This is a genomic window from Hyphomicrobium sp. 01T421 (assembly GCF_056398805.1).
This window is the reverse complement of sequence record NZ_JBFTQC010000001.1, coordinates 297,020-324,016: the sequence shown is the minus strand read 5'-3', so window position 1 is coordinate 324,016 and position 26,997 is coordinate 297,020. Positions and strand designations below refer to the sequence as shown.

Sequence of the window (26,997 nt, the reverse complement as noted above, 5' to 3'; positions counted from 1 at the left end):
TTAAGGTAACGCGAAAACCGTCAGCGAGCCGCCGACGCTCGTATAGCGGGCGAGGCTTGCGAAGCCCCCGACCGCGCCCGACCCGTCGTCGGGATTGGTGAGGCCCGCAGCAAGCCCGATGCCTGCCCAGCCGCCGACGCCGGAGAACACGGCAACGTACTGTTTGCCGCCGTGCCTATAGGTCATGGGGTTGCCGACGATCCCGGACGGCGTCTTGAACTTGAATAATTCCGTGCCGTCTTTCTGGTCGACGGCTTTGAAATAGCCTTCGAGCGTACCGTAGAAAGCTATGCCGCCCGCCGTCGTCAGCACGCCCGACCAAACTGCAAAGCGTTCGGGCTTTGACCAGATGATCTTTCCTCTCGCGCCGTCCCAAGCGATGAGACCGCCGCTTGCGCCTTGACTGTCGGGCGCCGGATACATCGTGAGCGTTGCTCCGACGTAGGGCTGGCCGACCGTGTAGGAAACCTTGAACGGCTCGTAGTCCATGCACATCCGCGTCATCGGAACGTAGAAGAGCCCCGTCGCCCGAGAATAGGACGCGGGCTGCTGGTTTTTGGAGCCGAGGGACGACGGGCAAATGCCTTTCGTCGTTTCGTCCGTTCCCGTCTCGAACGGCGCATATTTCTTGGCGACAGCCGGGCGTCCGTAGCGGGGATCGTTTTTGTCCATCACGATCGACGTCGCCCAGTTCGCAGCGGGATCGAATTTCTCAGCAACGAGAAGGTCTCCCGTTGAGCGATCCCAAGTGTAGGCAAAGCCATTGCGATCGAAGTGCGTCACCGTCTTGCGGTTGAAGCCATTGATTTCGAGATCCGCGAGGATCGGCTCATTGATGCCGTCGTAATCCCATTGGTCGAACGGCGTCATTTGATAGGCCCAGCGCGCGATGCCAGTATCGACGTCACGGGCGAACATCGTCATCGCCCATTTCTGATCGATGGGTTTGCCATCCGGGCCCGCGCGTTGAACGGGATTCCAGGTCGATGGATTGCCCGTTCCGTAATAGATGAGGTTCAGCTCCGGATCGTAGGCCATGTAGCCCCACGCCGGGCCGCCGCCGATCTTCCACTGATCGCCGTTCCACGAGCTCAGCGAGGAATCCGTTCCGGCCGGCTTGCCGAGGACGAGCGTTTTTTCCGGATCGACGAGGACATCCTTGTCAGGGCCCATCGAGTAAGCGCGCCACACTTTGTAGCCGGAGTTCAAGTCGTAAGCGGTGATGTAGCAACGAACGCCGAATTCGCCGCCGGAAACGCCGACGATCACCTTGTCCTTGACGATGAGCGGAGCGCCGGTGCCCGTCGCGCCTTTCTTCGGATCGTCATCAGTCACTTTCCAAAGTTCCATGCCGGTTTTGGCATCGAGCGCGATCAGCGACGTGTCGGCTGTGTGAACGAGGATCTTCCCTTCTGCATATTGCACACCGCGATTGACGCTATCGCAGCACATGACGCCGATGACGGACGGGTCTTGCTTGGGTTGGTATTTCCAGAGGATCTTTTGATCGTGGGCCAGGTCGAGCGCCATCACGACGTTCGGGAATGGCGTCACGAGATACATCGTATCGCCGATGACGAGCGGGCCGCCTTCATGGCCGCGGAGGACGCCAGTCGAGAACGTCCACGCGACTTTGAGGTCTCCGACGTTATCTTTGTTGATCTCGGCCAGCTTGGAATATCGCTGTCCGCTGTAATCGCCGGATTGCACGGCCCAGTCGGCCGGATCGTTCGAATGCGCGATCACGTCCCGGTTGGCTTGCGCCGCCGTCGCGAAACTCGCGAGGACCGCAACGATCGCGAGGGCACGCGTGACGTCTCGAATGGCGACTCGAATGGCGTCTGGCCAGTTCTTCATTCCATTCCTCCGAGCGAGCCCTCTTTCCGGATTTCGTCGAAATCCGGACTTCGAGCACATGACCTAACAGGAGCTGTGGAATGGAAAAATTTAAAAGGCGGCAAGCTGAAGCGTGCGCGAGCGGCGCTCGACGCCCGTAGAATGGGCTCATGCTCAATCCACGCATTAACCGCTTGCATCAGGCCGAGCAAAAGTACGCCACGGAACTGAAAAAATTCGGAGCTAGTTTGTGCCGGAATCAAAGCGCTTATCGGAGGAACTGCATGTCCGGTGACGTAGCCGACCTCATGGTCGGAGAAATTATCGAAATCAAATATCGCGTTCCCCAGCCGTCTTACGAGGACAGCGGCGAGCCGCTGCTTTCGGACCGGTGGTTCGTTGCCGAAATCATTTATCAGGACTACGAAGCGCCGCCCGTGGCCCGCCTCGCGGACGGGCAATTTACGGATATTCGCCCTTTCATGACCTGGCGCCGGATCTCGAGGAACGGGGCCGCGCGCTTCGCGGGCGTCCGCGGTTAACGGCAATATGATTAAGATACGGCGTCGGCGGTCTTTTTCCCCGTCTGTCACACAAACGAAAAGTGCAAGCGTCAGAAGCTTGAGGGACCGGACCAGATTCGGAACCGCCTCTCGTTATGTGCTCCCTCGGGTCCGGCTGTCGCGTGCAACCCGCTGCCCTAGGGGATCACGGCCCAACACCGAGGTAGCGTCATGCGAATCCTCATCGCCACGGACGCCTGGAAGCCGCAGGTCAACGGTGTCGTGCGCACTTATGAGAACCTGAAGCGCGAACTCGAAGCGGCGGGACACACCGTCACCATCCTGTCGCCTCTCGATTTCGCGACGCTTCCGTGCCCCGGTTACCACGAAATCAGGCTGGCGTTGGCGCGGCGGTCATCGATTGCCTTGCTGCTCCGCGACGGCGGCTACGACCACGTCCATATCGCGACGGAAGGGCCGATCGGCTGGGCGACGCGCGCGGTCTGTTTGCGGAAAGGCATTCGCTTCACGACGTCGTTCCATACGCGGTTTGCCGAATACATCGAGACGTACACGGGGCTGCCGGCTTGGATCAGCTACGCGTTTCAGCGGCGCTTCCATCGGCCAAGCATGGGCACGCTGGTGGCGACCCCGTCTCTCAAAGCGGACCTTTCGCGGCGCGGCTTTCGCCGCTTGATGCTTTGGGGACGCGGCGTCGACACAAATCAATTCAAGCCACGCGTTGAAGCCGCCGCTGACAAGACAGAGCCGACCTTCCTCTACGTCGGACGCGTATCTCGCGAGAAGAACGTCGAAGCGTTTTTGAAGCTCGACCTCACGGGGCGGAAAGTCGTGATCGGCGACGGACCCATCCTCGGATTGCTGCGCCGGCAGTATTCAGACGTCATCTTCAAAGGCGCGAAGACCGGCGATGATCTTGCTCAAGAATATGCGGCCGCCGACGTTTTCGTTTTTCCGAGCCGGACGGACACGTTCGGGCTGGTCCTGCTCGAGGCGATGGCATCGGGCCTCGGCATTGCCGCCTATCCCGTGACCCGGGCCGATCGATGTCGTTACGCCCGGCGTCACCGGATATCTCGACGAGGACCTGAAGGCTGCGGCGCTCGCTTGCCTGAAACTCGACCGCGATCAGATCCGCGTTCAAGCGATGCAGCGCGACTGGGCGCGTGTCGCGAACATCTTTTTGGCCAACGTTCATCAGGCGCGGCGAGCGACCCGCCTTGGGAGACGGTTGTTCAGGGCGAGAGACGGCGTTCCGCACATCAAGCCCAGCGCGCGGCCCGCCAGTTAGCTATTGATCAGCTAACGACTTCTTTGATCGGAATGTCTGCGATTTCGGACTCGCCGCTATCGCCGTATGGATCGCCGACAATCGTCCTGATGATTTCGACGGCGTTAGCGGTGCCGTTTTCGTGCTGCATCGCGCGGGCGATTTCTCCGGCACGAACGGCATATTTTGGATTGGTTGCGACGTCGCGGATTCTCTCCGTCAGCGAGTCCAACGTCCAGTTCTGGATTTCGAGGAGGTCAGGTCCGGCGCCGAGTTGAAAGACGGTGTGCCCCCAATATTTCTGATCCAGCATGAACGGGCAGACGAAGCTCGGGCGACCCGCGCGCAGGGCGGAAGACGTCGTGCCCACGCCCCCGTGATGGACGACTGCGGCGACCTCGCGGAAAAGCTGATCGTGAGGCGCGTACTCATCGAGGAGGTGGAAGTTCTTCGACAGCGGGAGCTGATGGAATTCGCCTCGGCCATTGCCGATGATGGCGCGTTGACCTGCTGCCTCGCAGGCCCGCAAGATCAATTCCGAACGCTCGATGCCGAGCGCCGGCATGCTGCCGAAGCCGATATAAATCGGGCGCGGTCCGGCCGACAGGAATTCCGCGAGCTCGCGCGACGGACGCCAGTCCGCTACGCGTTCGCGCGACCAGTAGCCCGTGAAATAGATCTCATCGCCCTCGGTATTCGGACGCGGCTGCAGAACCGGGCTCACGGGATAGAGCACCGGGACGCGGCGGCCGTCGACGTGGTGGGGATGCCGCAGTCTGTACGTTCGGCGGAGCCCGAGGGATGTGCGGATTTCGTTGATGACCGAGAAGTAAGCCAGCCTTTGCAAACCGAGCACGGAGTAGCCATGCCTGTTCCAGGCGGGCTTGCCTGTTCCCGGGATGCACGAAAGCAGGGCTTCCGCCGAGGGCGAAACGGAGCCAAGGCCGACCATGATTGCGGGAATACGTTTGGCCTCAGCGATTTCGCCGCCGACCGAAATCGCGGGGTGGAAAAGGATCGCGTCGGCATCGGCCGAGGCTGCGACGGCGTCCCGATAAATGCCCTCGAACAGGGCGCGCATATCGCGGCCCGGCCAAAGCCATTTCCTCATCATGACGAGGGTGTGGCGGCCGGCAACTTCGGCCATTTCCCCGTCTTTCATGAACTTGGAGAAGTCGCTCCCGCAGCGGCGCGATTCCAGCCCCTGCTTCTCGACGAAATCCTGGAAGTCTTCCGGTACCGCGAGGCTAACCTCGTACCCCTCTTCCTTGAGCGCGTGGCCCAATGCGACCATCGGGCCGACATCACCGAGCGTTCCGACGGTGAGGATAGAAATCCTGCGCGCCATAGCCATCCAATTGCATTAACCGTCAGCGCTTCAAACGCCGCGGACTTCTCCCCTGCCCCATTCGGGCGATCGTGAACCCGATCGCCATCACCATGCGGTAGGGGAATCTTCCCTGCAATGGCTGAGCATAACGTTGGCTAACAGCGTGCTGTTGCGTGGCTGGCAGGTCTCAGTTGCAGACACCCTCGCGCAGGGCTGCGGGCTCTGCTAGACCCGCGCCATGAGCACAAAAAAACGCACCGCCATTTTGATCTCGGGCCGCGGCTCGAACATGCAATCGCTCGTCCAGGCTTCACGCGCTGCCGACTATCCGGCCGAGATCGTGCTTGTCGCCTCGAACAGGCCGGAGGCGCCGGGCTTGGCCTGGGCGAAGGCGCAAGGGGTGCGAACTGCCGTCGTTGATCACACACATTACCCGTCGCGGGCGGCTTTCGAGGGCGCACTACAGGCCATGCTCGATGAGCACGGCGTGGAGCTTGTCGCGCTTGCGGGCTTCATGCGGCTGATGACGCCGGCGTTCGTCGAGCACTGGCGCGACCGGATGATCAATATTCACCCGTCGCTATTGCCAAGCTTCAAGGGACTGCACACGCACGAGCGCGCAATTGAAGCGGGAGTAAAGATTACGGGCTGCACAGTGCACTTCGTTCGCCCCGAGATGGACGAGGGTCCGATCATCGCTCAAGCAGCGGTTCCGGTGCTTCCAGGGGACAGTTCCGACACGCTCGCGGCACGTGTGCTGGCAATCGAACATCGGGTTTACCCGGCGGCGTTAAGACTTGTCGCCGCAGGGCAGGTGCCCAATGACCCCGAAAAAATAACTATAAATCAGCATTCTGGCGAAATGAACCCGCTGTTTTCCCCTGCAATCTGAGACACAGTCGATTTTGATAGTTACCTTGCGCTGGCCGTCGCATGGACAGGCACCCCCCGAACCATGGTAATTCTGTGACTTCCGGAAGGGGAGATCCGGCGATCTGAAGTGCAGCGCGCAGTTCTCGGGCTGTTCGAAGTGCCCTTCGGGCGCGCACGCTCACGGCTCCGCCGGATCCCGAATGGAGAAATGCCTATGGAAACGACCCCCAGTCCTGCTCTGGGACTAGGTGATGAATCTAGCATCTGGTTCAAGTTGACGCCGCTGCTGCGTGGCGATCCTGAAAACCCGATGCGCATTTTGATGCACATGATGGATCGCTACGGCCCGGTTCTGCCTGTCACCATGGCAAACCAGCGTGTCGTGCTGATTTCAGAGCCTGAGTATTTCAAGCACGTGCTTGTGACGAAGGCCGACAGCTACACCAAATATTTCGACGGTCTGAAGCCGATTTTCGGCAAGTCGATGATCACGAACGACGGCGCGCTCTGGCAGAAGATCCGCATGCCGCAGCAGCCGGCGTTTCATCCGGACATGTTCGCCGAATACATCCCGTACTTCCTCAAGGCCATCCAGACGAAGATGGACCTTTGGAGCGAGCTTGCGAAGTCCGGCGATACGGTCGAAATGGTCGAGCAGACCTGGACGCTCGCGGCCGACATGATTTGCAAGGCACTGTTCGACCGCGACATGCCGTTCAATCCGCACGTCGTCTTCAAATGCGTGAAGACCTATACGGACGTGATGAACCATCGCGACATTCGTTTGCGCAAACAGGCAGGCGAAGTCTTCGAAATGACTGAAGTCGATCCCGCCAAGGCTATGGAAGTCTGGGCGAGCGTTCCGCCGGCTGTCATCGCAGCCGATCCGCGCGAAGACCGCGAGCGCACGCTTCTCAAGATGATCGAGGCCGCGGTGGCTGATCCGTCTGTTCCGGAGTTCGATCGCGATCAGGCGGTCGATGAACTCAAGCAATACCTCTGGGCCGGCACCGAGACGACGGCGCTGACGCTTGCCTGGGCTCTTTACGAGATCTCGCGGCGGCCAGAGGCTGCCGAGCGCATTCGCCGCGAAGGCGAACAGGTTTACGGCGACCGCGAGCCGACTGCCGCCGACTACTCCGGTCTCGCGTATACGCGCGCGGTGATCCAGGAAACGATGCGAATCTATCCGCCGGTATGGGGCTTGATCCGCGTCGCTCAGGCGGAAGACGAGATCGGCGGCGTGAAGATCAATCCGGGCGACCGGGTGACGCTCTTCGCTTACGGCGCCCATCACAATGCCAAATTCTGGCCGGAGCCCGAATCCTTCCAGCCAGAACGCTGGATGGCGGGCAACGCCAAGAAACAGGTGAAATACAGCTACATACCGTTCGGCGCGGGCAAGCGGTCGTGCATCGGCGGCGCTATGAGCCAGGTCGAGAACACGTTGGCGTTGTCGCTCCTGCTCCGCCGTTTCCGGCCGGAGTACGTGGGCAAGTACCCGGCTGGTCTCAATGCAACCGTGACATTGACGCCGAAGGGCGGGCTGCCCTTCAAAATCAGAGAACTGAGCTGATACTTCAGCTGAAGGTCAGCGTTTTGGAGAAGGCCGGGACCAGCGTTCCGGCCTTTTTCGATTCGGGCGGCTTCAATTCCGGCGGCTTGGGCGAAGCGCGCGATGGCCTCGCGTGATCGGTTCGAAATCTCGTGAAACGCGATTTGAACTTTTTGGGTCGAAGTGCCCGAAAAGACGTTTTCCACAGGTCATCCACACCCTATCGACGGGCTCTTCAACGCTCTAGCTGCTCGACGAAATGCAGAATCGAGTTGTGCAGACCTCGCAAATGCGAACCGGCTCGGTGTTCAACGACGGTTAATGCTGTCATACTCGCGGCACGTTAGGGATTTAATAGGATATTTCGTCGTCACTTCCCCCAGTGACATTCACGTACGTTCCAACTCCAGGAGGCCCCCACCATGGAGTCCGTGAGAACCGTAGTGCTAGGAAAGCCCGTTTTCTTGTTGACGGGAGCTAAGTCTCGCAAATCGAAAGGCCACGCTTCGGCCGCGCTAGAAGTCGAAGCGCCTGAGCAGCTTCTTGAAACCGCGCGTCGCAATCCGGATGCCGTGGCGTTTGGATTTGTCGCCGGAAGTTGGGTCGCGGCCGCCTGAACTTTTTTGATTGCGCTCGGCGACTCCCCTGCGGGGAGCCGGCCGCCGAGCGCGGGATAGCGCATAATCTCATCCGGCCGCCGAGCGCGGGATAGCTCAGCCCGCGTAAATGTCGTCGCCGAAGGGCATATCGGTGATGCCCGGCTTGATACCAAACCCCGTCAGCAGAGCGTGCACCTGACCCCGGTGGTGGGTTTGATGATTGAAGAGGTGCGCGACGAGCAGTTCCTTCGGCCTTGTCAGTTCGCGCCCCGTCGCTCCCGAAATCCAAGTCAGATCGCCATCTAGGGCTGACGGCTCGAGTCCATCCGCCCACTTATGAATGACGCCATCGAAACGAATGCGCTCTTCCTTCAGCGCTTCCCAGTCCTCAAAAAGCGATAGGCCATCGGGTATGCTCAGTTTCGGAGGCGGCGGACACGCATTGAACCGGTGTAACCAAGTTTGGTCGGCCCACAGGATATGGTTCAGGGTGGCGTGGATCGAGCCGAAGAAACCGCCTCGATCCTCTTTGCGCTGCGCGTCGCTCAGGCCTTCGGACGCGCCATAAATGTTGGTGTTTTGCCAACTGTTATAGCGCGCCAGAGTGCGAACATAGCTTGGCGAGATCATCGGCCGTTTTCTCCGGGGGGTTATGATCCGAACGAAGGCGGCCGACTTCTTATCGTTCAGCCGACGATTTCATCGAGGCGGAAATTGAGGGTGATTTCGCGATCGGCAGCAGCGGCGCTGTCGGATCCGTGGGTCGAATTCGAGCCCTTGGATTCGGCGAAAAGCTTGCGGATCGTGCCCTCTGCCGCCTCTTTCGGGTCGGTCGCGCCCATGACTTCACGGTATTTAGCAATGGCGTTTTCGCCTTCCAGAACCTGGAGAACGACGGGACCGGACGTCATGAAATCTACGAGTTCGCCGTAAAATGGCCGCGCCTTGTGTTCTTCATAGAATTTCTCAGCCTGCGCACGGGTCCACCGTACACGCTTCTGAGCCACGATACGCAGGCCGGCATCTTCGATCACGGCGTTGATTTTGCCGGTGAGATTACGGCGCGTTGCGTCCGGCTTAATAATGGAAAACGTGCGTTCGATGGCCATAAGTCTGTCTCGCTTTGCGGATTTTATGTGGGTCCGCGGGCTTATAGCGATGCGAACAGCCAGCAGCAAGCGCCCGACGTGCACGCTTCGAAGCAATCGGTTGCACGTCGTACGTAAAAGTCTTGGTTTACCGCATAATCGCCCGATTGACGGGCGCAATTGCGTATGAACAGTGTGGGCCGGCGCAAAGCGCACGGTCGGGAGGTTAGGCATTGACGCCTACGTGTGCGAAGAAGCGATGATGACGGTACAGGCCAACGAAATTCAGTGGTATATCGCCCGCGACGGTAAGCAGCACGGGCCGCTGACTGACGTCGAAATGCGCACGTTTGTCGCGCACAATTATCTTCGTTTGAGCGATCTCATCTGGCGGCCGGGCATGCCCGAGTGGCAATCGGCTCCGACCGTTTTTCCGACTGCTTTCGAGGCGCTCGGCGAAGAGCCGAAGCAAGCCCCTGCCCGCCCGCAGACGCCAAGCCCAAGCGCGCTCAGTCAGCCGGCGCGCTATTCCAACATTGCTCCGCCTCCTCCTCATGACGCCCACGGGGCCGATTACCCCGAGGAAGTGGCAGCGCGGCCAGAGCGCAGCATCGTGAAGCGGCTAGCGCTTGCCAGCGTCGCCATTACGCTCATCGGGGGCGGCGCGTTTGCGCTCGCGACGTATCGCGGCCCGATCTCTGAAATGGTTTCAGGTTCTTCCGCCGGTACATCGGCCGACCAGGCGCCGATCGTTTCCGCGCCGCCCGACCCGCACGCCACGAATGTTCTTGCAGACACGCAGACGACGGGCACACAACCCGGCGATCAGGCGACTGCCTCCGCGACGGCCAACGCCAGCGACGTCATCAGCAGCCCGCCTTCGCCCCCGTCGCCGGGAGAGACGACGACTTCTTCCGTGTCGTCGCCCTCGCCGCAACCGGATCCGCCGGCTGCCGCCGATACATCGAACGCTCAGACGCAAGTCGCGGCCATCGATACGCAACCGCCGGTCGCTGCGCCGTCTACGGGTGTCGATGGTTCGCCGCTCGATCAGCGCTTGCAGAAAGTAGCGGTGTGGGAGCTGATCAAGAAAGAATATCCGAGCTGGTACTCCTCTCAGGTCGGAGATGCGAACAAGCTCGTCGCCGACAACAAGTCCGATAACGAAGTCGCCGCTGCGTTGGCGCAGGGTCTTGTCGATCTCCGGCGGAAAAATGCCGACAAGGCTTTGCTCGCGAGTTCGGATAGGCTGCAGGCGATCGCGCAGGCCTTCCTCGATCACCTGAAGTCGCTCAGACAGCAGAGCGTCAGCGCCTGCTTCGGCTTCATTTCGAAAGGCGAGACGAGCCCGGCCGTCGTGCAGATGATGGAGCATCCGGAGACGGCGACCGCCCTCAACGCGCAGGCTGGCGCGATCTTCGAAGCCATCTCGGAAGGCACCAGGGCTCCGGTCAAGCATGACTCGGCCGTGAAGAGTGATTACGACCTTCTGATCAAGGAGCTCAGCAAGCTCGGCTGGAAGGAGGAAGATCTGCAGGTCTTCTCGAATCCGAAGCTGCTTGCGAAGCGCGAGCCGGAGCAGGTCTGCAAGATGGTGCAGGATTGGTTCGTCGCGCACCTCGCGGTGCAGGACAAAGCGGTCCGAGACCGGTTGCTCTTCGAAACGTTGAAGCCTGTCGTATCGGGCTGACGCGATGCTTTACACCGGGATCAAGGTTCTTGTGACCGCGGTTCTGGTAGTAGCGATTTCCGAAGTGGCAAAGCGATCAACCCTTTTCGGCGGCATACTCGCATCTTTGCCGCTCACGTCGCTTTTAGCTTTCATCTGGCTTTATGGTGAAACCGGCGACGCCGGAAAGGTCGCCAGCCTTTCCTACAGCATCTTTTGGTACGTCCTGCCGTCGCTCGTGCTGTTTATCGTTTTGCCGCTGTTGCTGGCGCGCGGCTTCGATTTCTGGCTGAGCCTCGCGGTTGCCTGCGCCGTGACATTCGCGGCTTATGCGCTCATGTCCCAGCTTCTGGCGCGCTTTGGCGTAGCTCTCTGACCCAGTGACAGGACGCGGCGGACCGGGTATCCGCATCGCCCATGCTTCATATCAACGATCTCACCTATCGCATCGAAGGCAAACCGATCCTGGAATCGGCGACGGCCGCCATTCCGTCGGGCCATAAGGTCGGGCTTGTCGGGCGTAACGGCGCGGGCAAGACGACGCTGCTGCGGCTGTTGAAAGGCGAGATCGCGCCGGACGACGGGTCGATTTCCATTCCGCGAAATGCCCGCCTCGGCCACGTCGCGCAGGAGGCTCCGGGCGGCGACGCGAGCCTGCTCGATTGGGTGCTTTCCGCTGACACCGAACGCGCAAGCCTGCTGGCGGAAGCCGAGCACGCGTCGGACCCCGAACGTATCGCCGAAATTCAGATGCGACTGACCGACATCGACGCGCATTCGGCGCCGTCTCGTGCCGCGCGCATTCTTTCGGGCCTCGGCTTCGACGAGGACGCGCAGCGGCGCGCCTGCCGGGAATTCTCCGGCGGCTGGCGCATGCGTGTGGCGCTCGGCGCGATCCTGTTCCTGAAGCCCGACATTCTGCTGCTCGACGAGCCGACAAACTACCTCGATCTCGAAGGCACGCTCTGGCTCGAGAACCATCTGAAGGGCTATCCGCATACCGTGCTGATCGTCAGCCATGACCGCGATCTCCTTAATCGGGCCGTGTCGACGATCATGCATCTCGATAAGGGCAAGCTCACGCTTTATTCCGGCGGCTACGACGATTTCGAGGAGACACGCCGCGAGAAGCAGCGCCTCGAAATGAAGCTGAAGAAAAAGCAGGACGAGCAACGCCGGCATTTGCAGGCCTTCATCGATCGCTTCAAGGCGAAGGCGACTAAGGCCGCTCAGGCGCAGAGCCGCGTCAAGGCGCTCGCGAAAATGCAGCCAATCGCTGCGCAGGTCGACGACCGGGTCGTACCGTTTCACTTTCCCGATCCGCAGAAGATTATCGCGAGCCCTATCTTGCGCATCGAAAAAGCGAGCGCGGGCTATGAAGCGGAGCGGCCCATTCTTTCCGGTATCGACCTTCGCATCGACAACGATGATCGCATCGCGCTGCTCGGGCAGAACGGCAACGGGAAGTCGACGCTTGCGAAGCTGATTGCGGGACGCCTCAAGCCATTATCGGGGAACGTCTTCGGCGCGCAGAAAGTCGATGTCGGATATTTCGCGCAGCATCAGCTCGACGATTTACAGCCGAATGCGACGCCTTACGACTACATGCTGAAGTTGATGCCGGACGCCACCGAGGCGCAACGGCGGACCAAGCTCGGCACGTTCGGTTTCAGCGCCGATAAGGCGGATACGGCGTGCTCGAAACTTTCGGGCGGAGAGAAGGCGCGACTGCTGCTGGCGCTGACCGCGTTCCACGGCCCGCACGTGCTGATCCTCGACGAGCCGACGAACCATCTCGACGTCGACAGCCGCGAGGCGTTGATCCACGCGCTGATGGAATACAACGGCGCCGTCATTCTGATCAGCCACGACCGCCATTTGATCGAAGCGACAGCGGACCGGCTGCTGCTCGTGCGCAACGGCGGCGTGACCACCTACGACGGAGACATGGAGACTTACCGTTCGCTGCTGCTCGAGGAGCGCGGTGCGCGGACGYCAGAGCGGCGCGATGAAGGTGCTGCCGACGGCCGTTCGTCCCGCACCGACCAGCGCCGGGCCGCCGCTGAAAAGCGTGCCGAGCTCGCGCCATTGAAAAAGGCGATGGTCGCGGCCGAGAAGCAGGTGGAAAAGCTCACGAAAGAAATCGCGGCTCTCGATGTGGTGCTCGGAGATTCTGAAATTTACAGCGCCGATCCTCCGCGAGCGCAGGCTGCTGCGTTGAAGCGCGGTCAGTTGGTCCGTGAGCTGCAGGCTGCGGAAGATGTCTGGCTCGCTGCAACAGAGGATTTCGAAGGCGCGTCCGCCGCCGTCGAAGCCTAGACGGCAAGTTCACCGCCCCCACGTCATCGGGTTTGGGCGAATTCGCCGCGACTTTCCACATCTGGCCACATCTGGACGAAATGGGGTTCGGAACCCATTTGAGCCTAGAGAAGTTCAGATGTCGCGCAGGTCCAGTGCCCCCCCGCGTTACTGCGCCAGTAGAGAACAGCCATGCAGCAAAAATTCGTCTATCACCCGCTCAATCGCACGAACCGCCCTCGCGCACACGCTGCGAGCGCGAAGTTGGTGGTTTCTGAATACCTTGCTTATGTCGCGATGCTTTCGATAGCTGTCGTTATCGCGATCATCACGTTTGCTTATGCGGCCAACATTACCGTGCGGTGGCTCCATGCTGTCGCCGGCCCGAATTACTTCGCGACGACGACCCAGCCCGTCGCGCGTCCAGGCGAGACCATTACGGCGCCGACAAAATTTGCGATGCTGCCGGGTATTGAGGTCGCGGGCGCAAAGAACTGATCGGCGGTCACAATTTATAGTCCTCGGGGCTTATCCCGGGGCAACCGACATCGCAGATCGATTGGGTCATCCTCAGCATAAAGCCGAGGATGACATTTTTTTATCCGCTGATCTTCGAGAAGTCGGCGACGGTCAGGGTCGCGGCGCGGATTTCAGACAGGAGCCGCAAACGGTTCTCGCGCAATTTCGGATCGTCGGCGTTGACGAGGATTTTGTCGAAGAAGAGATCTACGGGTGCGCGCAATTCAGAAAGCGCGCGCATGGCGCCTGCGAAATTCTCGACCTGGATCGCCCCGACCGTATCCTGCTTAACGGCCTCAATAGCGGCTGCGAGCGCGACTTCCTCTTTCTCTTTCAGGAGCGAGAGGTCGTAGGGACCGGCGTGGGATTTCTTGTCCTTCTTTTCCTCGATGGAAAGAATGTTGGCCGCGCGCTTGACGCCCGCGAGAAGGTTCGCGCCGTCATCCGATTTCAGGAACGCGTCAAGCGCTTCTACGCGGCGCACGATCAACGCAAGATCGTCCTGGCCGCCAAGCGCGAACACAGCGTCGATCAAGTCGTGGCGCTTGCCTTGTTCGCGGAGAAAGACCTTCAGGCGATCGGCGAAGAAGGCGAGAAGGTCGTCGGCCAACCCTGAAGCGGATTTTACGGTGATTTTCTGTAGAGCAAGGCCTTGCCTTATGTGCTTGCCGAGCGGAACGCGCAGATCGTTTTCCAGCACGATGCGGATGACGCCTAGCGCGGCGCGGCGGAGCTGATAGGGGTCGCCCGATCCTGTCGGCTTTTCATCGATGGACCAGAAGCCAACGAGCGTATCGAGCTTATCGGCGAGCGCGACGGCAACTGCGACGGCGTCGCCCTGGTCTTCGCGCGGCACGATATCGGTCGGGCCCTTTGGTTTGTAGTGCAGTTCGATGGCGCGGGCGATTTCCGGCTTGGTGCCGACATGCTCCGCGTAGTAGCGGCCCATCAAGCCTTGCAGCTCAGGGAATTCGCCGACCATTTCGGACACGAGATCCGCCTTGCACAGACCAGCTGCGCGGCGCGCGTCCTGCGGATCGGCGTCGCATGCTCCTGCAAGCTCGAATGCCAGCTGCTCGATCCGCTCGACGCGATCCTTCTGGCTCCCGAGCTTTTCGTGGAACGTGATGCCAGCGAGCTTGCCTGCCATTTCGCCGAGCGGATGCTTCAGATCCTGCTCCCAGAAGAACTTGGCGTCCGAGAGACGCGCGCGAATAACCTTCTCGTTGCCGGAGACGATTTGCGCGCCGCCGTCCGATGCGACGAGGTTCGACACGAGCAGAAATTTGCTGGCGAGCTTCTTCGATCTCGGATCGCGCAGCGAGAAGCACTTCTGATGCGTCTTCATCGACGTCATCAGGACTTCACCCGGCACTTCCAGGAAGGATTTGTCGAACGCGCCCATCAGCACGACCGGCCATTCGGTGAGACCCGCGTTCTCAGCCAGCAGCGCCTCGTCCGCGACGAGTTCGAGCTTGGCTTCTTTCGCGAGCGCATGCGCCTGATCGGAGATGATGGCTGCGCGCTTCGCGGAATCGAGCACCACGTGATGCGCGAAGAGCTTCTCCTCATATTCGGCGAAGTTCTTGACCTTGAACGGTCCCGGTCCGAGGAAGCGATGGCCGCGTGTTTCGTTGCCTGTGGGGAGGCCTGCGATCTCGAACGGAACGACCTTGCCACCGAGAATGCAGAGCACGGACTGCAACGGGCGCACCCACTGGAAGGGTGACGATCCCCAGCGCATCGATTTCGGCCACGGGAATTTGTTCGCGACATCCATCACCGTTTCGGCGACGATTTCCGGCGCCGCGCGGCCGGGCTTCTCAATCTTGGCGATGTAATAGTCGCCCTTCTTCTCGTCCTTGACGATCGTTGCGTCGCCGATCGATGCGAGGCCTGCGGACTTCAGGAAGCCCTGCACGGCCTGATCCGGAGCGCCGACGCGCGGACCTTTCTTTTCTTCCGAGATCGCGGGGGAGCCTTGGGGAACATTCTCGATGACGAGCGTCAACCGCCGCGGCGTCGAAAAGCTACGCGCTTCGCCGACGTCGAGACCGCGCGTTTTGAGACCGTCGATAACGAGGCGCTTCAAATCCTCCGCTGCGCGCGATTGCATGCGCGCCGGAATCTCCTCCGATAAGAGCTCAAGTAGAAGTTCAGACATGCAAGATCGATCTCGGTGAAAACGGCTCTCGTCCCGTCATACAGGAAAGAGCGGGGCGAGGGGGAGAGATGCAGGCCGCATTTAGCGGCCCCTCACCCGAGGCCTCTCCCCATTGCGTGACGCAACGGGGAGAGTAAGTCGTTAGGGGTTGGCAGGTGCCGGTGCCGGTGTTGCCGCCGGGGCCGCAGGCTCAGGAGCCGCCGGAGCAGGCTCGGCTGCGGGGGCGGGCGGCGGTGTTTCCGCCTTCATGGCCGGGGCTTCCGCTGGAGCCGGGGCGGTTTCCTCTGCCGCCTTCTTGTGTTCCGGCAGGATGCCCGCAGGAAGCGCCGCTCTGACCTGATGGCCGATGTCGCGCGTCGCGCCGGTCGTGTGGAGGTAACCGATCCCAACGCCGACGAGAGCTACGAAAAACGCCAAGATCCAGGGCATTCGCCGTAGGACGAAGAAACCGATAACCAGTAGCGGTACGGCAGCCGCGATTATGCCGAGGGTCGTGTCATTCATGCGCGTCCTCCTCCTTCTGTCTTTAGCCACGCGGCGCAACAGGCTTTCGCCATGTCCCGAACGCGCAGGATGTAGCTCTGACGCTCTGTGACCGAAATCACTCCCCTAGCGTCGAGCAGGTTAAAGATATGGCTCGCTTTGATGCACTGATCGTAGGCGGGAAGCGCGAGCAAGTGCTCCTCGCCACCTTTCGCCCCGGCCTCGAGCAATGCTTTGCACTCGGCCTCAGCGTCTTTGAAATGGCGAAGCAGCACCTCGGTGTCGGCGTGCTGGAAGTTATAACGGGAATATTCGCGCTCGGCCTGCAGGAAGACGTCGCCGTACGTCAGCCGTTTGTCGTCGTCGCGGCCGTTGAAATTGAGATCGTAGACGCGGTCCACGCCCTGAACGTACATGGCGAGCCGCTCAAGACCGTAGGTTATCTCGCCAGCGACCGGATTGCAGTCGAAGCCGCCGACCTGCTGGAAGTAGGTGAATTGCGATACTTCCATGCCGTTGCACCAGACCTCCCAACCGAGACCCCAGGCGCCGAGCGTCGGGCTTTCCCAGTCGTCTTCGACGAAGCGAACATCATTCAGCGCGGTATCGATGCCGATGGCCTCGAGACTCGCGAGATAGAGCTCCTGAATATTCGCCGGAGACGGCTTCATGATGACCTGGAACTGATAGTAGTGCTGCAGCCGGTTCGGGTTTTCCCCGTAGCGGCCGTCTTTCGGACGGCGCGAGGGCTGTACGTAGGCGGCGGACCAGGATTTCGGGCCCAGCGCGCGTAATGTCGTTGCCGGATGAAAGGTGCCGGCTCCGACCTCCATGTCGTAGGGCTGGAGGATGACGCAGCCGTGGGCGCTCCAGAAGCTCTGCAACGTCAAAATGAGGTCCTGAAAGGCTTCTTTGGGGCGCAACGCAGGGAGCCGTGCGGCCCTCGTAGAAACCGTCGTTTGGGGCATTGTCTTTTGCTCGTTCGGGCTTAATTCGCGGGCAATATACGCGTTAACGACACCTTGTCACGCTCGGAGAAGCGGTAATGGGGCTTTCCTGCACCGCGCGCAAGCACGGCTTCGGCCCGCTGCTGACTTAGCTTCCGATGACAGTAATTCTCAGTCTTTTGATTGTGCCCGCGGCCGGTAAACGCCTGCAGCTTCATCCCATTCGAGATTTCCGAGGTCGCGCACGTGCGCCGCCGCCCGCCGCATGGCTTGGTCAGCCTTCCGGGTGCCGGATTGAGCATTACGCGCCAAGGCGGACAGAAGCCGGTAGCCGGCAAGCCCTGCTATTCCTACGACGGCGAGAAACATTATTGGGGGCATTACGAGGCCCTCCGTGACGCCTTAGATGCCAAAGCGCGACCAGAGCGATCGCTCCTCCACAGCCGACACCAGATCGTCGGCAAAAGCAAGACCGTTGCCGAGACCCGAAGCGCCGGGCGCACGGCGCAGGCGCGAAAGCAGTCCCGCTCTTTCGGGCTCGACGACCTTCAGCCTCACCTTGTCGCCGAAGAGCAGCCGCATCTTGGAGCGGACATCGGTAATTCCATCGATTAAGCCGAAGTCGACGGCTTTCGATGCAGACCAGAATGCGCCGGAGAAAAGCTCCGTATCCGGCCCTTTCAGCTTGCCGAGGCGGCGTTCCTTGACAAGGCCGATGAACACGTCGTGCACATCCTGCTGGATGGCTTTGAGGCGCGAGATGTCGTCGGCGTTTTCAGGCAGAAACGGGTCAAGCTGGTTCTTGTCGGTGCCCGCCGTATAGACACGCCGCTCGATGCCGAGCCGCTGCAGTAAATCGACGAAGCCGAAGCTGCGCGAGACGACGCCGATCGAGCCGATGATGGAGGACGGATCGCCGTATATTTCATCGCCTGCAATGGCCAGAAAATAGCCGCCAGATGCGGCCACGTCCTCGCAGAAAACGTAGACGCGCTTCTCCTTCTCGACCGCCAATTGGCGAAGGCGATTGAAGATGAGGTTGGATTGCACTGGCGAGCCGCCCGGCGAATTGATTACGACCGCGACCGCCGGAAGCTTCGAAAGCGAAAATGCCTTTTCGATCGCCCCCGCGTAGGCTGCAAGCGACAGGCCCGGACGCAACGGAGTTGCCATTCCGATCGGACCGCTGAAACGCAAAACGGGGACGACGGGCTTACGCGAGAATGGCCACATGAAGCTTCACTCCTGCGAGCAACTTGCTCTGACGTTGCGTTAAGGATGGGAGTTGCATGATCTAGTGCAACCGCAGGCGGGTTGCCAGAGGCGATCAGCCGCCGAATCTTGCCGGAAGTGCGGCGCCATGCCTGAAGACAGCCTCGATCTCCGGCAGGAAGGCCTGCTCGGGGCCGTGCAGAACGAGCGCGGGCTTGATCGACATCGGCGCACGGCTGCCCTTAATACCGCTGACGATGACCCGAATTGCCGGTGCACCGGCGCGCGCATAAACCGGCAGGACGTTGATGCCGCCAAAGCGCCCTTCGAAAACAGATAAAATTTGGGGTAGCGCCTCGGCCTTATGGATCATCGCGACGCGTCCACTCGGAATCGCCATGCGGTTCATGAAGCGTGCCCACGTATCGAGTGCATCGGGCGCCATCTGATGCGCTGCAGCCTTCAGCGGGCTCGTCGCGGCCGTGCTTCGGCCTTCCTGGTGGTAAGGCGGATTGGCGAGCACAATCGGAAACGTCTCTGAAGATATTCCTGAGCGGAAAAGCGCGTCGGAGGAGCGCGCGATATCGGCCTCGACAACCGAAACGCGCATTTCCAAACCATTGCGCTCGACGTTATGGCGAGCAAGCACGGCGAGATCGGGTTCGCGCTCGACGAGCAGAACTCGCGCGCTTGGACAACGCGCCGCGACGCAAAGTCCGACGACGCCGACGCCTGATCCGACATCGAGGATCGGTCCTTTTCCGGCGGTCTCGGGGTTGATCCATGCCGCGAGCAGCACTGCGTCGGTTCCTGCCCGGTAACCATTCCGCGGCTGGCGCACCGTCAAAGCGTCGCCGAGGAAGACGTCTTCGCTGGCCGTCTCAATTATGGATAGGTCAGGCTCACTTACTTTCATTTCCGACCACCCAATCGCCCAGTCCGGCCGCCTTCAGAAATTCGGCTGCCTTGGCCCATGCGTCATCCGGAACGACAAGACGTCGCGGGAAAGCACCGATTGACCCTTCCATAAGACTAATATTTCGATCAAATACCACCGCCTCAATACCCTGATCTTTTAGCAGTGCTTCGGCGTAGCTAATGAGTACGGGGTCATTCGTCACAATTAACTCGCGCATGGCCAATCCTAAACTATCAATCAGATCTGGCCGGCGAAGGCTGGGTGACGGCCTAAAGGCAACTATCTATATTAGCATGGTGTAAAAATTGGGGGCCAACTTGGGTCGCGTGATTCCACTCGAAGACGTTCGTGAGACAGGTCAGAAGCTGCAACCGCTTCTCGATCTCGTATCCGATGATCTCGAGGCCATAAACCGGATCATTCTCGACAAGGCGGTGTCCGATGTCGACATGATCCCCGAGCTTGCTCACCACCTCATCGATAGCGGCGGTAAGCGCCTCCGGCCGATGCTGGCTCTCGCTTCGGCGAAGTTGTGCGGGTATGGCGGAAACGGCCACATCCGCACCGCGTCGGCCGTCGAGTTCATGCATACGGCGACGCTGCTTCACGACGACGTCGTCGACGAGAGCGCGACGCGGCGGGGCCGTAAAACGGCGCGCATGATATGGGGCAATCAGGCGAGCGTTCTGGTCGGCGATTTTCTTCTTGGCCAGGCGTTCAAGATGTTCGTCGACGTCGGATCGCTGACCGTTCTGCGCATCATGTCCAACGCTGCGGCGACGATCGCGGAAGGCGAAGTCATGCAGCTTGCGGCCGCCAAGAATACGTCGACGACCGAAGACGATTATCTCTCGATCATCAATTCCAAAACGGCCGCGCTCTTTTCGGCTGCGGCGGAGTCGGGTGCGGCGCTTGCGCAGCGGCCGACGGAGGAGCAGGCTGCCCTTCGATCGTACGGAAAGAATCTCGGCCTTGCGTTTCAGCTGGTCGACGACGCGCTCGACTATGCCGGCGACAGCAGCCGCCTCGGCAAATCCGTCGGCGACGATTTCCGCGAGGGCAAAATCACGTTGCCGGTCATTCTTTCGTTCCGGCGCGGCTCGAACGATGAGCGCCAGTTCTGGAACCGGACCATCGCCGAGGGCGAGATAGCGGACGGCGACCTCGAACACGCTGTCAGCCTCATGCGCAAGCACAAGGCCATCGAAGCGACGTTCGAGCGGGCGCGCTCCTATGGCTCAATCGCGCGCGATGCGCTCGCGATTTTCCCGGCGAGCCGGGAGAAGGACGCGCTGGAGCAGGTCATCGGTTTCTGCATCAGCCGCACTCACTGAGACCGCGCACTAAGCGCTTAGACCGAGAACGGATTAGATCAGGCGGGTCGCTGCGACCCACCACTGGGGCCAGCTGGCTTTGAGCACGCGCACGCCGTACGACGCCGCTTGCTGGGTATCGAAGAGGGCGAAGCAGGTCGGTCCCGCGCCTGAGAGTTGGGCGAGCCGGCATCGCGGCAGCTTCGCGAGTTCCGAGAGCATCACGCCTATTTGTGGGAAAAGCTCGCGTGCGGGCGCTTCAAGCGAATTCCCGCGCGTTGCGGCGTATCTGATCAGTTCGCCGATGGACGACAGGACCGGCGGCCGTTCACTCGTGGCATCGGCTGGCAACGGCTGAGCGCGGAGCAGACGAAACACTTCCGCTGTTTTGTTGTCCGGCACTTCGATGAGCGGATTGGCGAGGATCGCAAAGATCTCTCCCGGCAGGTCGACGTCGACAATCGTCTCGCCGACGCCTGTCATCATCGCGCTGCGGCTGCGCAGGCAGACCGGGACGTCGGCGCCGAGGGTGCGCGCGATCACGGGCAAATCGAGCCCGGCAATTTCCGGATGTGCCGCGCTCTGAAGCCTAAGTGCTGCTGCCGCGTCTGCCGATCCGCCGCCAATGCCGGCGGCGACGGGCAGATTTTTTTCAAGCGTCAAGCCACCGAGAATGACATTGGGAAGAATGCGCGTGAGCGTCTCGACGGTGGCGTCGACGAGATTGGCGTGACCGAGAGCATTTGCGAATGGACCTTCGACTTTCGTCAAGGCGGGTGCATCACTGGTGAGCGTCAGGCGGTCGCCGGCGTCGGCTGCGAATGCCACGAGGCTTCGCAGCTCGTGGTAGCCGTCGCTACGCCGGCCGAGAATTTCGAGCGTCAGATTGATCTTGGCGGGAGCGAATTCCGGCTTCGGGGGCATGAGATCTCAGCAGCATGAAAACGGGCGCCAATGGCGCCCGTCATTTGTTGATCCGGCTTTTCGGCGGTTTACTCGACGGCCCGGCTTTGCGGCGATCCGGCCTTGTTTTCGCTGCGCCGGCGCGATGATTCATCCTTTTGAACCTGCCGCGTCTTCTCGGCGTTCTTGGCTTCGCCTTTCGCATCGAGACCGCGTTCGATCTTCGCCTTTATCTTGTCGACGTCCTGCGGCTCCGGATCGAGGGACAGCGCTTGGCTCCACTGGAAGCGGGCCTCGCGTTCGCGACCGACTTTCCAGAAAGCGTCGCCCAAGTGATCGTTCAACGTCGGATCTTCGGGCTTGATCTCGACGGCACGCTCCAGGAAGCGCACGGCTTCTTTGAAGTTACCCTGCTTGTAGTGCGCCCATCCGAGACTATCGACGATGTAGCCGTCATCGGGCTTCAGCTGAACGGCCTTCTCGATCAGGCGCGTTCCTTCCTTGAGGTTCTTGCCCTGGTCGACCCAGGAGTAGCCGAGATAATTCAAAACCAGCGGCTGATCGGGAGCGAGCGCGAGTGCGCGCTTCAGGTCCGCTTCGGCTGCGGGCCAGTTCTTCAGCCGCTCATACGATGTGCCGCGCGCGTAGTAGTAACCCCAATTGCGCGGGTCGTTTTTGTTCAGAACAGCAAGGGCCTTCGTGAAGTACGTGACGGCGCCTGCGTAATCTTTGCGGGCTCTCATGATGTTGCCGAGCGCCTCGAGCGGACGAACGTCCTTCGGGTCCGCTTCGATTAGCCTAGTCAGGATCGCTTTCGCTTCGTCGGGCTTATCGAGAGAGTTGAGGTCGAAGGCCTTGCGAATGTCGATCGCGCTTTGGAGAGGCGTTCCCTGCGGGATCCTGTCATAGGTCGCGATGGCGTCGTCGTAGCGCTTTACGGCTTCAAGAGCGTTGGCAAGCGCTGCGAGCGCAAAGGCGTGATCGGGCTTGGCATCGAGAGCGAGCTGCAAATAAATCGTCCCGAGGCTAACGCCGCCTTCTCCCGCCAGAGCCTCGCCGAGCCCATAAAATACTTCCGCTAAGCCGTCTGTTGGATTGGAGATCAGGAGCGGGGGCTTCTCTTTGCGATTGATGATGTCGAGCATCTCTTTAGCGAGAGGATGTGCGTCGCCTTGGGTTTTCGCGAGCTGCTCCTTCATCACCTGACGTGCGGTCTTGAAGTCACCGTAGTGGGCGGCAGACTGAGCGTAGGCAAGCGACGTCCGGAGCGTGCGGCTGTCCTGCTTGAAGACTTTTTCGTAGGACGCGCGCGCATCTGCCTTGCGGCCTGCAAGATCGGTAATCAGCGCCCGGTGATAGCGCAGGTAGAACTGCGCCCAGTCAGGCTGCTTCGGAAGATCAAGAGCCTTCACAGCACCGTCTGCGTCTCCCGCTGCAAGGCGCGTCCAGCCAACCGCGATCGCGCTCGTCAGCTCGCCGATGGGATTTTCGGAGGCGGCGGTGAAGTGCTGTTCGGCTTTCGCGTAATCGCCAGCCTTGTATGCGGTCACGCCCAAGAGAAACTGGGACATGCGATGCGACTGGCGGGTTGCCGCCAGCTGCTCGGCGAGAGGAATGGCTTTCGGCCAGTTGCCCGACATCGTCTCCATCTGAAAAGCCTGCTCGAGCAGAACTTCATTCGCTGGATCGCGTTCGAGAGCTTTGCCGTAAAAATCTGCGGCTTCTTTCGTGTCCTGCGCGGCCCGGGCAAAGCGCCCCGCCAAATAGTTCCCGAGTACAGAGGCCGAAATCTCGTCCTGACTCGGGTCCTGGTCTTGAGAGCGGGCCGGAGCCTCGCTGAAAAACCCGGCGATCGTCATCGCGATCGCACCAAGGCCTACACTCAGCACGCGCCCGAGGGGTCCCCGCATCGACATTTTTCCTTTGCAGCCGGAAGCCAATTCGATTCCTGCGGATCCAAGCCTAGCAAAGTTATCGCGCGGTTGGCGACACGCTTCGCGTGAAAAATGGGACATGATCCGAAATTGCTAACTGTTATGGACATTGCAAACGCGCAACAAAGAAAAATGGCAACCTGCCGCACCCATTATGTTGCTGAAAGCACTGGGGGGACGACGTCCCCCCAGGTCTTTGATCGTCACATTCCGGCGTAATTGGGCCCGCCGCCGCCTTCCGGGCAGGTCCAATCAATATTTTGGCTCGGATCTTTGATATCGCAGGTTTTGCAGTGTACGCAGTTTTGGGCGTTGATCTGAAATTTCGGCTCGCCCAACTCGTCATTTACGATTTCGTATACACCAGCTGGGCAGTAACGCTGCGCCGGCTCGGCGTACTCGGGCAGATTGATCGCAATCGGAACAGTCGGATCAAGCAGCTTCAAATGTACCGGCTGATCCTCCTCGTGATTGGTTGCCGAGAAGGATACGTTTGTCAGACGGTCGAACGTCAGCTTTCCGTCGGGCTTCGGGTACGCGATCGGCTTGTAATCCGCCGCTAGACCCGTCGCAGCGGCATCCGTCTTGCCATGCTTCAGGGTGAAGCCGAGGCCGATGCCGGAAATGATTGTGTTGAGCCAAAGATCGGCGCCGCCGAGCGGGACGCCGATGTACGTGCCGAGGCGTGACCAGAGCGGTTTCATATTCCGCACTTTCTTCAAGTCGCGTGCGATGTCGCCTGTACGTACCGCTTTTTCGTAGTCGTCGAGCTTGTCGTGCGAGCGGCCTGCTGCAAGGGCATCCACGACCGCGTCGGCGGCTGCAATGCCGGACAGCATGGCGTTATGGCTGCCCTTGATGCGCGGCAAATTCACCATGCCTGCTGCACAGCCGAGCAGGGCTCCGCCGGGGAACACGAGATCCGGCATCGACTGCCAGCCGCCTTCGGTGATGGCGCGTGCGCCGTAGCCGATGCGCTTGCCACCTTCAAAAACATCACGGATGGCGGGATGAGTCTTGAAGCGCTGGAATTCCTCGTACGGCGAGAGATAGGGGTTGGCGTAATTCAGGTGCACGACGAAGCCGACGGAAACGAGATTGTCTCCGTAGTGATAGAGGAATGAGCCGCCGCCTGTGCGGCTGTCGAGCGGCCAGCCGAACGTGTGCTGGACATATCCGGAGCGATGCTTCTCGGGCGCGATCTGCCAAAGTTCCTTGAGGCCGATGCCGTACTTCTGCGGCTCGTGGCCCTTCGCCAGTTCGAAATGGCTTATCAAACCTTTTGAGAGCGAACCGCGGGCGCCTTCGGCGACCAGAGTGTACTTGGCGCGCAGTTCCATACCGCGGACGAAATTATCCGTCGGCTTGCCGTCGCGGCCGACACCCATGTCGCCCGTCGCGATACCTGCAACAGCGCCATTCTCATCGTACAGAACTTCGCTCGCCGCGAAGCCCGGATAGATTTCGACACCGAGTTCGGCTGCCTGCTCGCCGAGCCATTTGCAGACCGCGCCGAGGCTGACGATGTAATTGCCGTGGTTCTTGATCATCGGCGGCATCGGCCAGCTCGGCAGACGGAGATCGCCTTCCGGCCCGAGCACGAGAAACACGTCCTCGGTGACGGGTGTCTCGATCGGAGCGCCGCGTTCCTTCCAGTCCGGGAAAAGGCGGTTGATGCCGATGGGATCGATGACGGCGCCCGAAAGGATGTGCGCTCCGACTTCGGAGCCCTTTTCGACGACGACGACGGAGATATCGGAGCCCGTCTCTGCGGCCTTCTGCTTCAAACGTATGGCGGCCGACAGACCCGCGGGCCCGGCGCCGACGATCAAAACATCGAAGTCCATTGCCTCACGCGGCGGCAGATCGGCCTCGTCAGCGGACATAGTCACCTCGATTTGCTTGCTGAAAAACCATTTGCCCTCGATTAGGTCCCGGCACAGAAGGCGTCAAGCCAAGCGGTACACATGGCTGCGGCGCGCTGATCCGAATGGCGGGGGCGCAGGTAGCGGCGCGCCGCCTCACCTGGTATCGGCGCGCCGATCCACTTGCTAGCGGCGTGCCGCCGCGTGCAATTGTCTTGCCGCACCTCTATTCTCCTCAACGATGGTGAGATCGAACGGTCAAGACGAAATGCTTTCGCTGCTCAGTTGGTTGCAGGCCATGGGGGCCGATGCCGCTGTGGGCGATACAGCGCAGGACTGGCTTCAGCGCGGAAACGACGCGCCGGGGGCCGCATTCGCATGGCCCGACCGGGACGAGGCAGCATCAGCGGGCCGGCCAGCGCCGCATGCCGCTCGGGGGGCTGATGAAGGGCAATCGCCGGTTCGCTCTAGGGCCCCGGGGGCTTCAGGGTCGCCCCAAGCCGCCCGGCCCCGCGCGGTCACGCCGCTCGGTGCGAGCGAAGCCGAGACCGGCGCGCGGCGCATCGCACGAGCGGCCAATTCGCTTCAGGAACTCGAAGCAGCACTGCAGAATTTCGATGGATGCGGCCTGAAATCGACCGCGACAAAGCTCTGCTTTTACCGGGGCGCTCCGAACAGCGACTTGATGATCATCGGCGAAGCTCCGGGCCGCGATGAGGACCTCGCCGGAAAACCCTTCGTCGGACGCGCCGGGCAACTGCTCGACAAAATGCTCAATGCTATCGGGCGAACGGAAGCCGACGTTCACATCACCAACGTCGTCTATTGGCGGCCCCCCGGCAATCGCACGCCAACACCGCAGGAGGCGCTCGCCTGCCGCCCCTTCCTCGAACGGCAGATCGAGCTCGTTGCTCCGAAGATCCTCGTTGCGGTTGGCGGTTCGGCGGCCAAGGAGATGCTTGGCGCCACCGAAGGCATCATGCGGCTCAGGGGCAAATGGCGGGAAATTGAGATCGGCGACCGGAAAATTCCGGCGATCGCAACGCTGCATCCGGCTTATCTGCTCAGGACGCCGGCTGCGAAGCAGCTCGCGTGGATGGATTTGTTGCAGATACGTTCGAAGCTCTGAGGAACCCATCATGGCCGGCATCGATGCCGAACGCACGTTCGTCCCCGTCAGGATCGCCATCCTGACCATGTCCGATTCACGGACGCTTGCCGAAGACACCTCGGGTGATTTCCTGGAGAAGGCAATCGGCGAAGCGGGGCATGTTCTCGCCGATCGCAGGCTCGTGAAAGACGACACGGACCTTATCAGAAGCATCGTCGAAGGCTGGATCAACGATCCTTCTGTCGATTGCGTGATCACCACTGGCGGCACCGGGTTTACGGGCCGCGATGTCACCCCGGAAGCGATCAAGCCGCTCTTCGAAAAAGAGATCGAAGGCTTCGCCATTCTGTTTCACATGCTGTCGTTTCAGAAGGTCGGTACGTCGACGATCCAGTCACGGGCGTGCGGAGGCGTATCGCACGGGACGTTTATTTTCTGCTTGCCGGGATCGACGGGAGCGTGCCGCGACGCGTGGGATGGAATACTGAAATTGCAGCTCGATGTCCGCCATCGTCCGTGCAATTTCGTCGAGATCATGCCCCGGCTCGAGGAGCATCGTAAATCCGGCTGAAAAGGGATTTGAGT

General features: G+C 60.7%; 25 protein-coding genes and 1 pseudogene. 12 read left to right on the top strand and 14 right to left on the bottom strand.

Going from position 1 to position 26,997, the window contains the following annotated elements; genetic code table 11:
- Positions 1 to 1,857 carry a methanol/ethanol family PQQ-dependent dehydrogenase gene (locus AC1DK3_RS01565; RefSeq protein WP_477190545.1) on the bottom strand — a complete coding sequence of 619 codons (1,857 nt, stop codon included), beginning with the start codon at positions 1,855 to 1,857 and terminating at the stop codon, positions 1 to 3.
- A gap of 263 nt (positions 1,858 to 2,120) precedes the next feature.
- On the opposite strand from AC1DK3_RS01565, the gene AC1DK3_RS01560 reads away from it, so the two are divergent.
- Positions 2,121 to 2,378, top strand: a complete 258-nt coding sequence (locus AC1DK3_RS01560; RefSeq protein WP_477190544.1) for a hypothetical protein — start codon at positions 2,121 to 2,123, stop codon at positions 2,376 to 2,378.
- A gap of 192 nt (positions 2,379 to 2,570) precedes the next feature.
- Positions 2,571 to 3,332: pseudogene (locus AC1DK3_RS01555) on the top strand (glycosyltransferase family 4 protein); the annotation flags it as partial.
- A gap of 326 nt (positions 3,333 to 3,658) precedes the next feature.
- Here AC1DK3_RS01555 and AC1DK3_RS01550 read toward each other — a convergent pair.
- Positions 3,659 to 4,978, bottom strand: coding sequence for a glycosyltransferase (locus tag AC1DK3_RS01550; RefSeq protein WP_477190543.1), 1,320 nt, complete (start codon positions 4,976 to 4,978; stop codon positions 3,659 to 3,661).
- A gap of 220 nt (positions 4,979 to 5,198) precedes the next feature.
- On the opposite strand from AC1DK3_RS01550, the gene purN reads away from it, so the two are divergent.
- The 3 genes from purN (at position 5,199) to AC1DK3_RS01535 (ending at position 8,005) form a co-directional block, all read left to right on the top strand.
- Positions 5,199 to 5,852, top strand: coding sequence for a phosphoribosylglycinamide formyltransferase (gene purN / locus AC1DK3_RS01545; protein ID WP_477190542.1), 654 nt, complete (start codon positions 5,199 to 5,201; stop codon positions 5,850 to 5,852).
- A gap of 195 nt (positions 5,853 to 6,047) precedes the next feature.
- Entirely contained in the window at positions 6,048 to 7,409 is a 1,362-nt protein-coding gene (locus AC1DK3_RS01540; protein WP_477190541.1) for a cytochrome P450, read from the top strand.
- 401 nt (positions 7,410 to 7,810) lie between these two features.
- On the top strand, positions 7,811 to 8,005 hold the full coding sequence (locus AC1DK3_RS01535) for a hypothetical protein (RefSeq protein WP_339085832.1): 195 nt from the start codon (positions 7,811 to 7,813) through the stop codon (positions 8,003 to 8,005).
- 96 nt (positions 8,006 to 8,101) lie between these two features.
- Here the strand turns inward: AC1DK3_RS01535 and AC1DK3_RS01530 are convergent, their stop codons facing one another.
- Entirely contained in the window at positions 8,102 to 8,617 is a 516-nt protein-coding gene (locus AC1DK3_RS01530) for a DinB family protein (protein WP_477190540.1), read from the bottom strand.
- Between the two features lie 56 nt (positions 8,618 to 8,673).
- Positions 8,674 to 9,096, bottom strand: a complete 423-nt coding sequence (gene ndk, locus AC1DK3_RS01525) for a nucleoside-diphosphate kinase (RefSeq protein WP_291165408.1) — start codon at positions 9,094 to 9,096, stop codon at positions 8,674 to 8,676.
- A 238-nt stretch (positions 9,097 to 9,334) separates the two neighbouring features.
- Here ndk and AC1DK3_RS01520 point away from each other — a divergent pair, with 238 nt between their 5' ends.
- The 4 genes from AC1DK3_RS01520 (at position 9,335) to AC1DK3_RS01505 (ending at position 13,540) form a co-directional block, all read left to right on the top strand.
- Positions 9,335 to 10,765, top strand: a complete 1,431-nt coding sequence (locus tag AC1DK3_RS01520; protein ID WP_477190539.1) for a DUF4339 domain-containing protein — start codon at positions 9,335 to 9,337, stop codon at positions 10,763 to 10,765.
- 4 nt (positions 10,766 to 10,769) lie between these two features.
- Positions 10,770 to 11,120: a DUF3147 family protein gene (locus tag AC1DK3_RS01515; protein WP_477190538.1), complete on the top strand. Its 351-nt coding sequence runs from the start codon at positions 10,770 to 10,772 to the stop codon at positions 11,118 to 11,120.
- A 41-nt stretch (positions 11,121 to 11,161) separates the two neighbouring features.
- Positions 11,162 to 13,063 carry an ABC-F family ATP-binding cassette domain-containing protein gene (locus AC1DK3_RS01510; RefSeq protein WP_477190537.1) on the top strand — a complete coding sequence of 634 codons (1,902 nt, stop codon included), beginning with the start codon at positions 11,162 to 11,164 and terminating at the stop codon, positions 13,061 to 13,063.
- Positions 13,064 to 13,234: 171 nt separating this feature from the next.
- The gene (locus AC1DK3_RS01505; protein ID WP_477190536.1) at positions 13,235 to 13,540 is read left to right on the top strand and encodes a hypothetical protein; all 306 of its coding nucleotides are present in this window, start codon (positions 13,235 to 13,237) and stop codon (positions 13,538 to 13,540) included.
- Between the two features lie 100 nt (positions 13,541 to 13,640).
- Here AC1DK3_RS01505 and glyS read toward each other — a convergent pair whose 3' ends face one another.
- The 7 genes from glyS to AC1DK3_RS01470 form a co-directional block, all read right to left on the bottom strand.
- On the bottom strand, positions 13,641 to 15,725 hold the full coding sequence (gene glyS / locus AC1DK3_RS01500; protein WP_477190535.1) for a glycine--tRNA ligase subunit beta: 2,085 nt from the start codon (positions 15,723 to 15,725) through the stop codon (positions 13,641 to 13,643).
- 141 nt (positions 15,726 to 15,866) lie between these two features.
- Positions 15,867 to 16,229, bottom strand: a complete 363-nt coding sequence (locus AC1DK3_RS01495; RefSeq protein WP_477190534.1) for a hypothetical protein — start codon at positions 16,227 to 16,229, stop codon at positions 15,867 to 15,869.
- Complete coding sequence (locus tag AC1DK3_RS01490) at positions 16,226 to 17,176, bottom strand: glycine--tRNA ligase subunit alpha (RefSeq protein ID WP_477190533.1); 951 nt, start codon at positions 17,174 to 17,176, stop codon at positions 16,226 to 16,228. The genes AC1DK3_RS01495 and AC1DK3_RS01490 overlap by 4 nt, the downstream gene beginning before the upstream one ends.
- 150 nt (positions 17,177 to 17,326) lie before the next feature.
- Positions 17,327 to 17,536: a hypothetical protein gene (locus tag AC1DK3_RS01485; RefSeq protein WP_477190532.1), complete on the bottom strand. Its 210-nt coding sequence runs from the start codon at positions 17,534 to 17,536 to the stop codon at positions 17,327 to 17,329.
- Between the two features lie 21 nt (positions 17,537 to 17,557).
- Positions 17,558 to 18,388: a S49 family peptidase gene (locus AC1DK3_RS01480; RefSeq protein ID WP_477190531.1), complete on the bottom strand. Its 831-nt coding sequence runs from the start codon at positions 18,386 to 18,388 to the stop codon at positions 17,558 to 17,560.
- 94 nt (positions 18,389 to 18,482) lie between these two features.
- Positions 18,483 to 19,283 carry a tRNA1(Val) (adenine(37)-N6)-methyltransferase gene (locus AC1DK3_RS01475; RefSeq protein WP_477190530.1) on the bottom strand — a complete coding sequence of 267 codons (801 nt, stop codon included), beginning with the start codon at positions 19,281 to 19,283 and terminating at the stop codon, positions 18,483 to 18,485.
- Positions 19,270 to 19,503: a putative signal transducing protein gene (locus tag AC1DK3_RS01470; RefSeq protein WP_477190529.1), complete on the bottom strand. Its 234-nt coding sequence runs from the start codon at positions 19,501 to 19,503 to the stop codon at positions 19,270 to 19,272. The genes AC1DK3_RS01475 and AC1DK3_RS01470 overlap by 14 nt, the downstream gene beginning before the upstream one ends.
- Positions 19,504 to 19,603: 100 nt before the next feature.
- Between AC1DK3_RS01470 and AC1DK3_RS01465 the strand changes: the two genes are divergently transcribed.
- Positions 19,604 to 20,620, top strand: a complete 1,017-nt coding sequence (locus AC1DK3_RS01465; RefSeq protein WP_092868403.1) for a polyprenyl synthetase family protein — start codon at positions 19,604 to 19,606, stop codon at positions 20,618 to 20,620.
- Positions 20,621 to 20,653: 33 nt separating this feature from the next.
- Here the strand turns inward: AC1DK3_RS01465 and AC1DK3_RS01460 are convergent, their stop codons facing one another.
- From AC1DK3_RS01460 to AC1DK3_RS01450, 3 genes are all read right to left on the bottom strand, one after another.
- The gene (locus tag AC1DK3_RS01460) at positions 20,654 to 21,523 is read right to left on the bottom strand and encodes a 4-(cytidine 5'-diphospho)-2-C-methyl-D-erythritol kinase (protein WP_477190528.1); all 870 of its coding nucleotides are present in this window, start codon (positions 21,521 to 21,523) and stop codon (positions 20,654 to 20,656) included.
- 68 nt (positions 21,524 to 21,591) lie between these two features.
- On the bottom strand, positions 21,592 to 23,412 hold the full coding sequence (locus tag AC1DK3_RS01455) for a tetratricopeptide repeat protein (RefSeq protein WP_477190527.1): 1,821 nt from the start codon (positions 23,410 to 23,412) through the stop codon (positions 21,592 to 21,594).
- A gap of 227 nt (positions 23,413 to 23,639) precedes the next feature.
- Positions 23,640 to 25,322 carry an electron transfer flavoprotein-ubiquinone oxidoreductase gene (locus AC1DK3_RS01450; protein ID WP_477190526.1) on the bottom strand — a complete coding sequence of 561 codons (1,683 nt, stop codon included), beginning with the start codon at positions 25,320 to 25,322 and terminating at the stop codon, positions 23,640 to 23,642.
- A gap of 247 nt (positions 25,323 to 25,569) precedes the next feature.
- On the opposite strand from AC1DK3_RS01450, the gene AC1DK3_RS01445 reads away from it, so the two are divergent.
- Together AC1DK3_RS01445 and moaB are read left to right on the top strand one after the other, a co-directional pair.
- Entirely contained in the window at positions 25,570 to 26,430 is an 861-nt protein-coding gene (locus AC1DK3_RS01445; RefSeq protein ID WP_477190525.1) for a uracil-DNA glycosylase, read from the top strand.
- 10 nt (positions 26,431 to 26,440) lie between these two features.
- Positions 26,441 to 26,983, top strand: a complete 543-nt coding sequence (gene moaB, locus AC1DK3_RS01440) for a molybdenum cofactor biosynthesis protein B (RefSeq protein ID WP_477190524.1) — start codon at positions 26,441 to 26,443, stop codon at positions 26,981 to 26,983.
- Positions 26,984 to 26,997 lie beyond the last annotated feature (14 nt).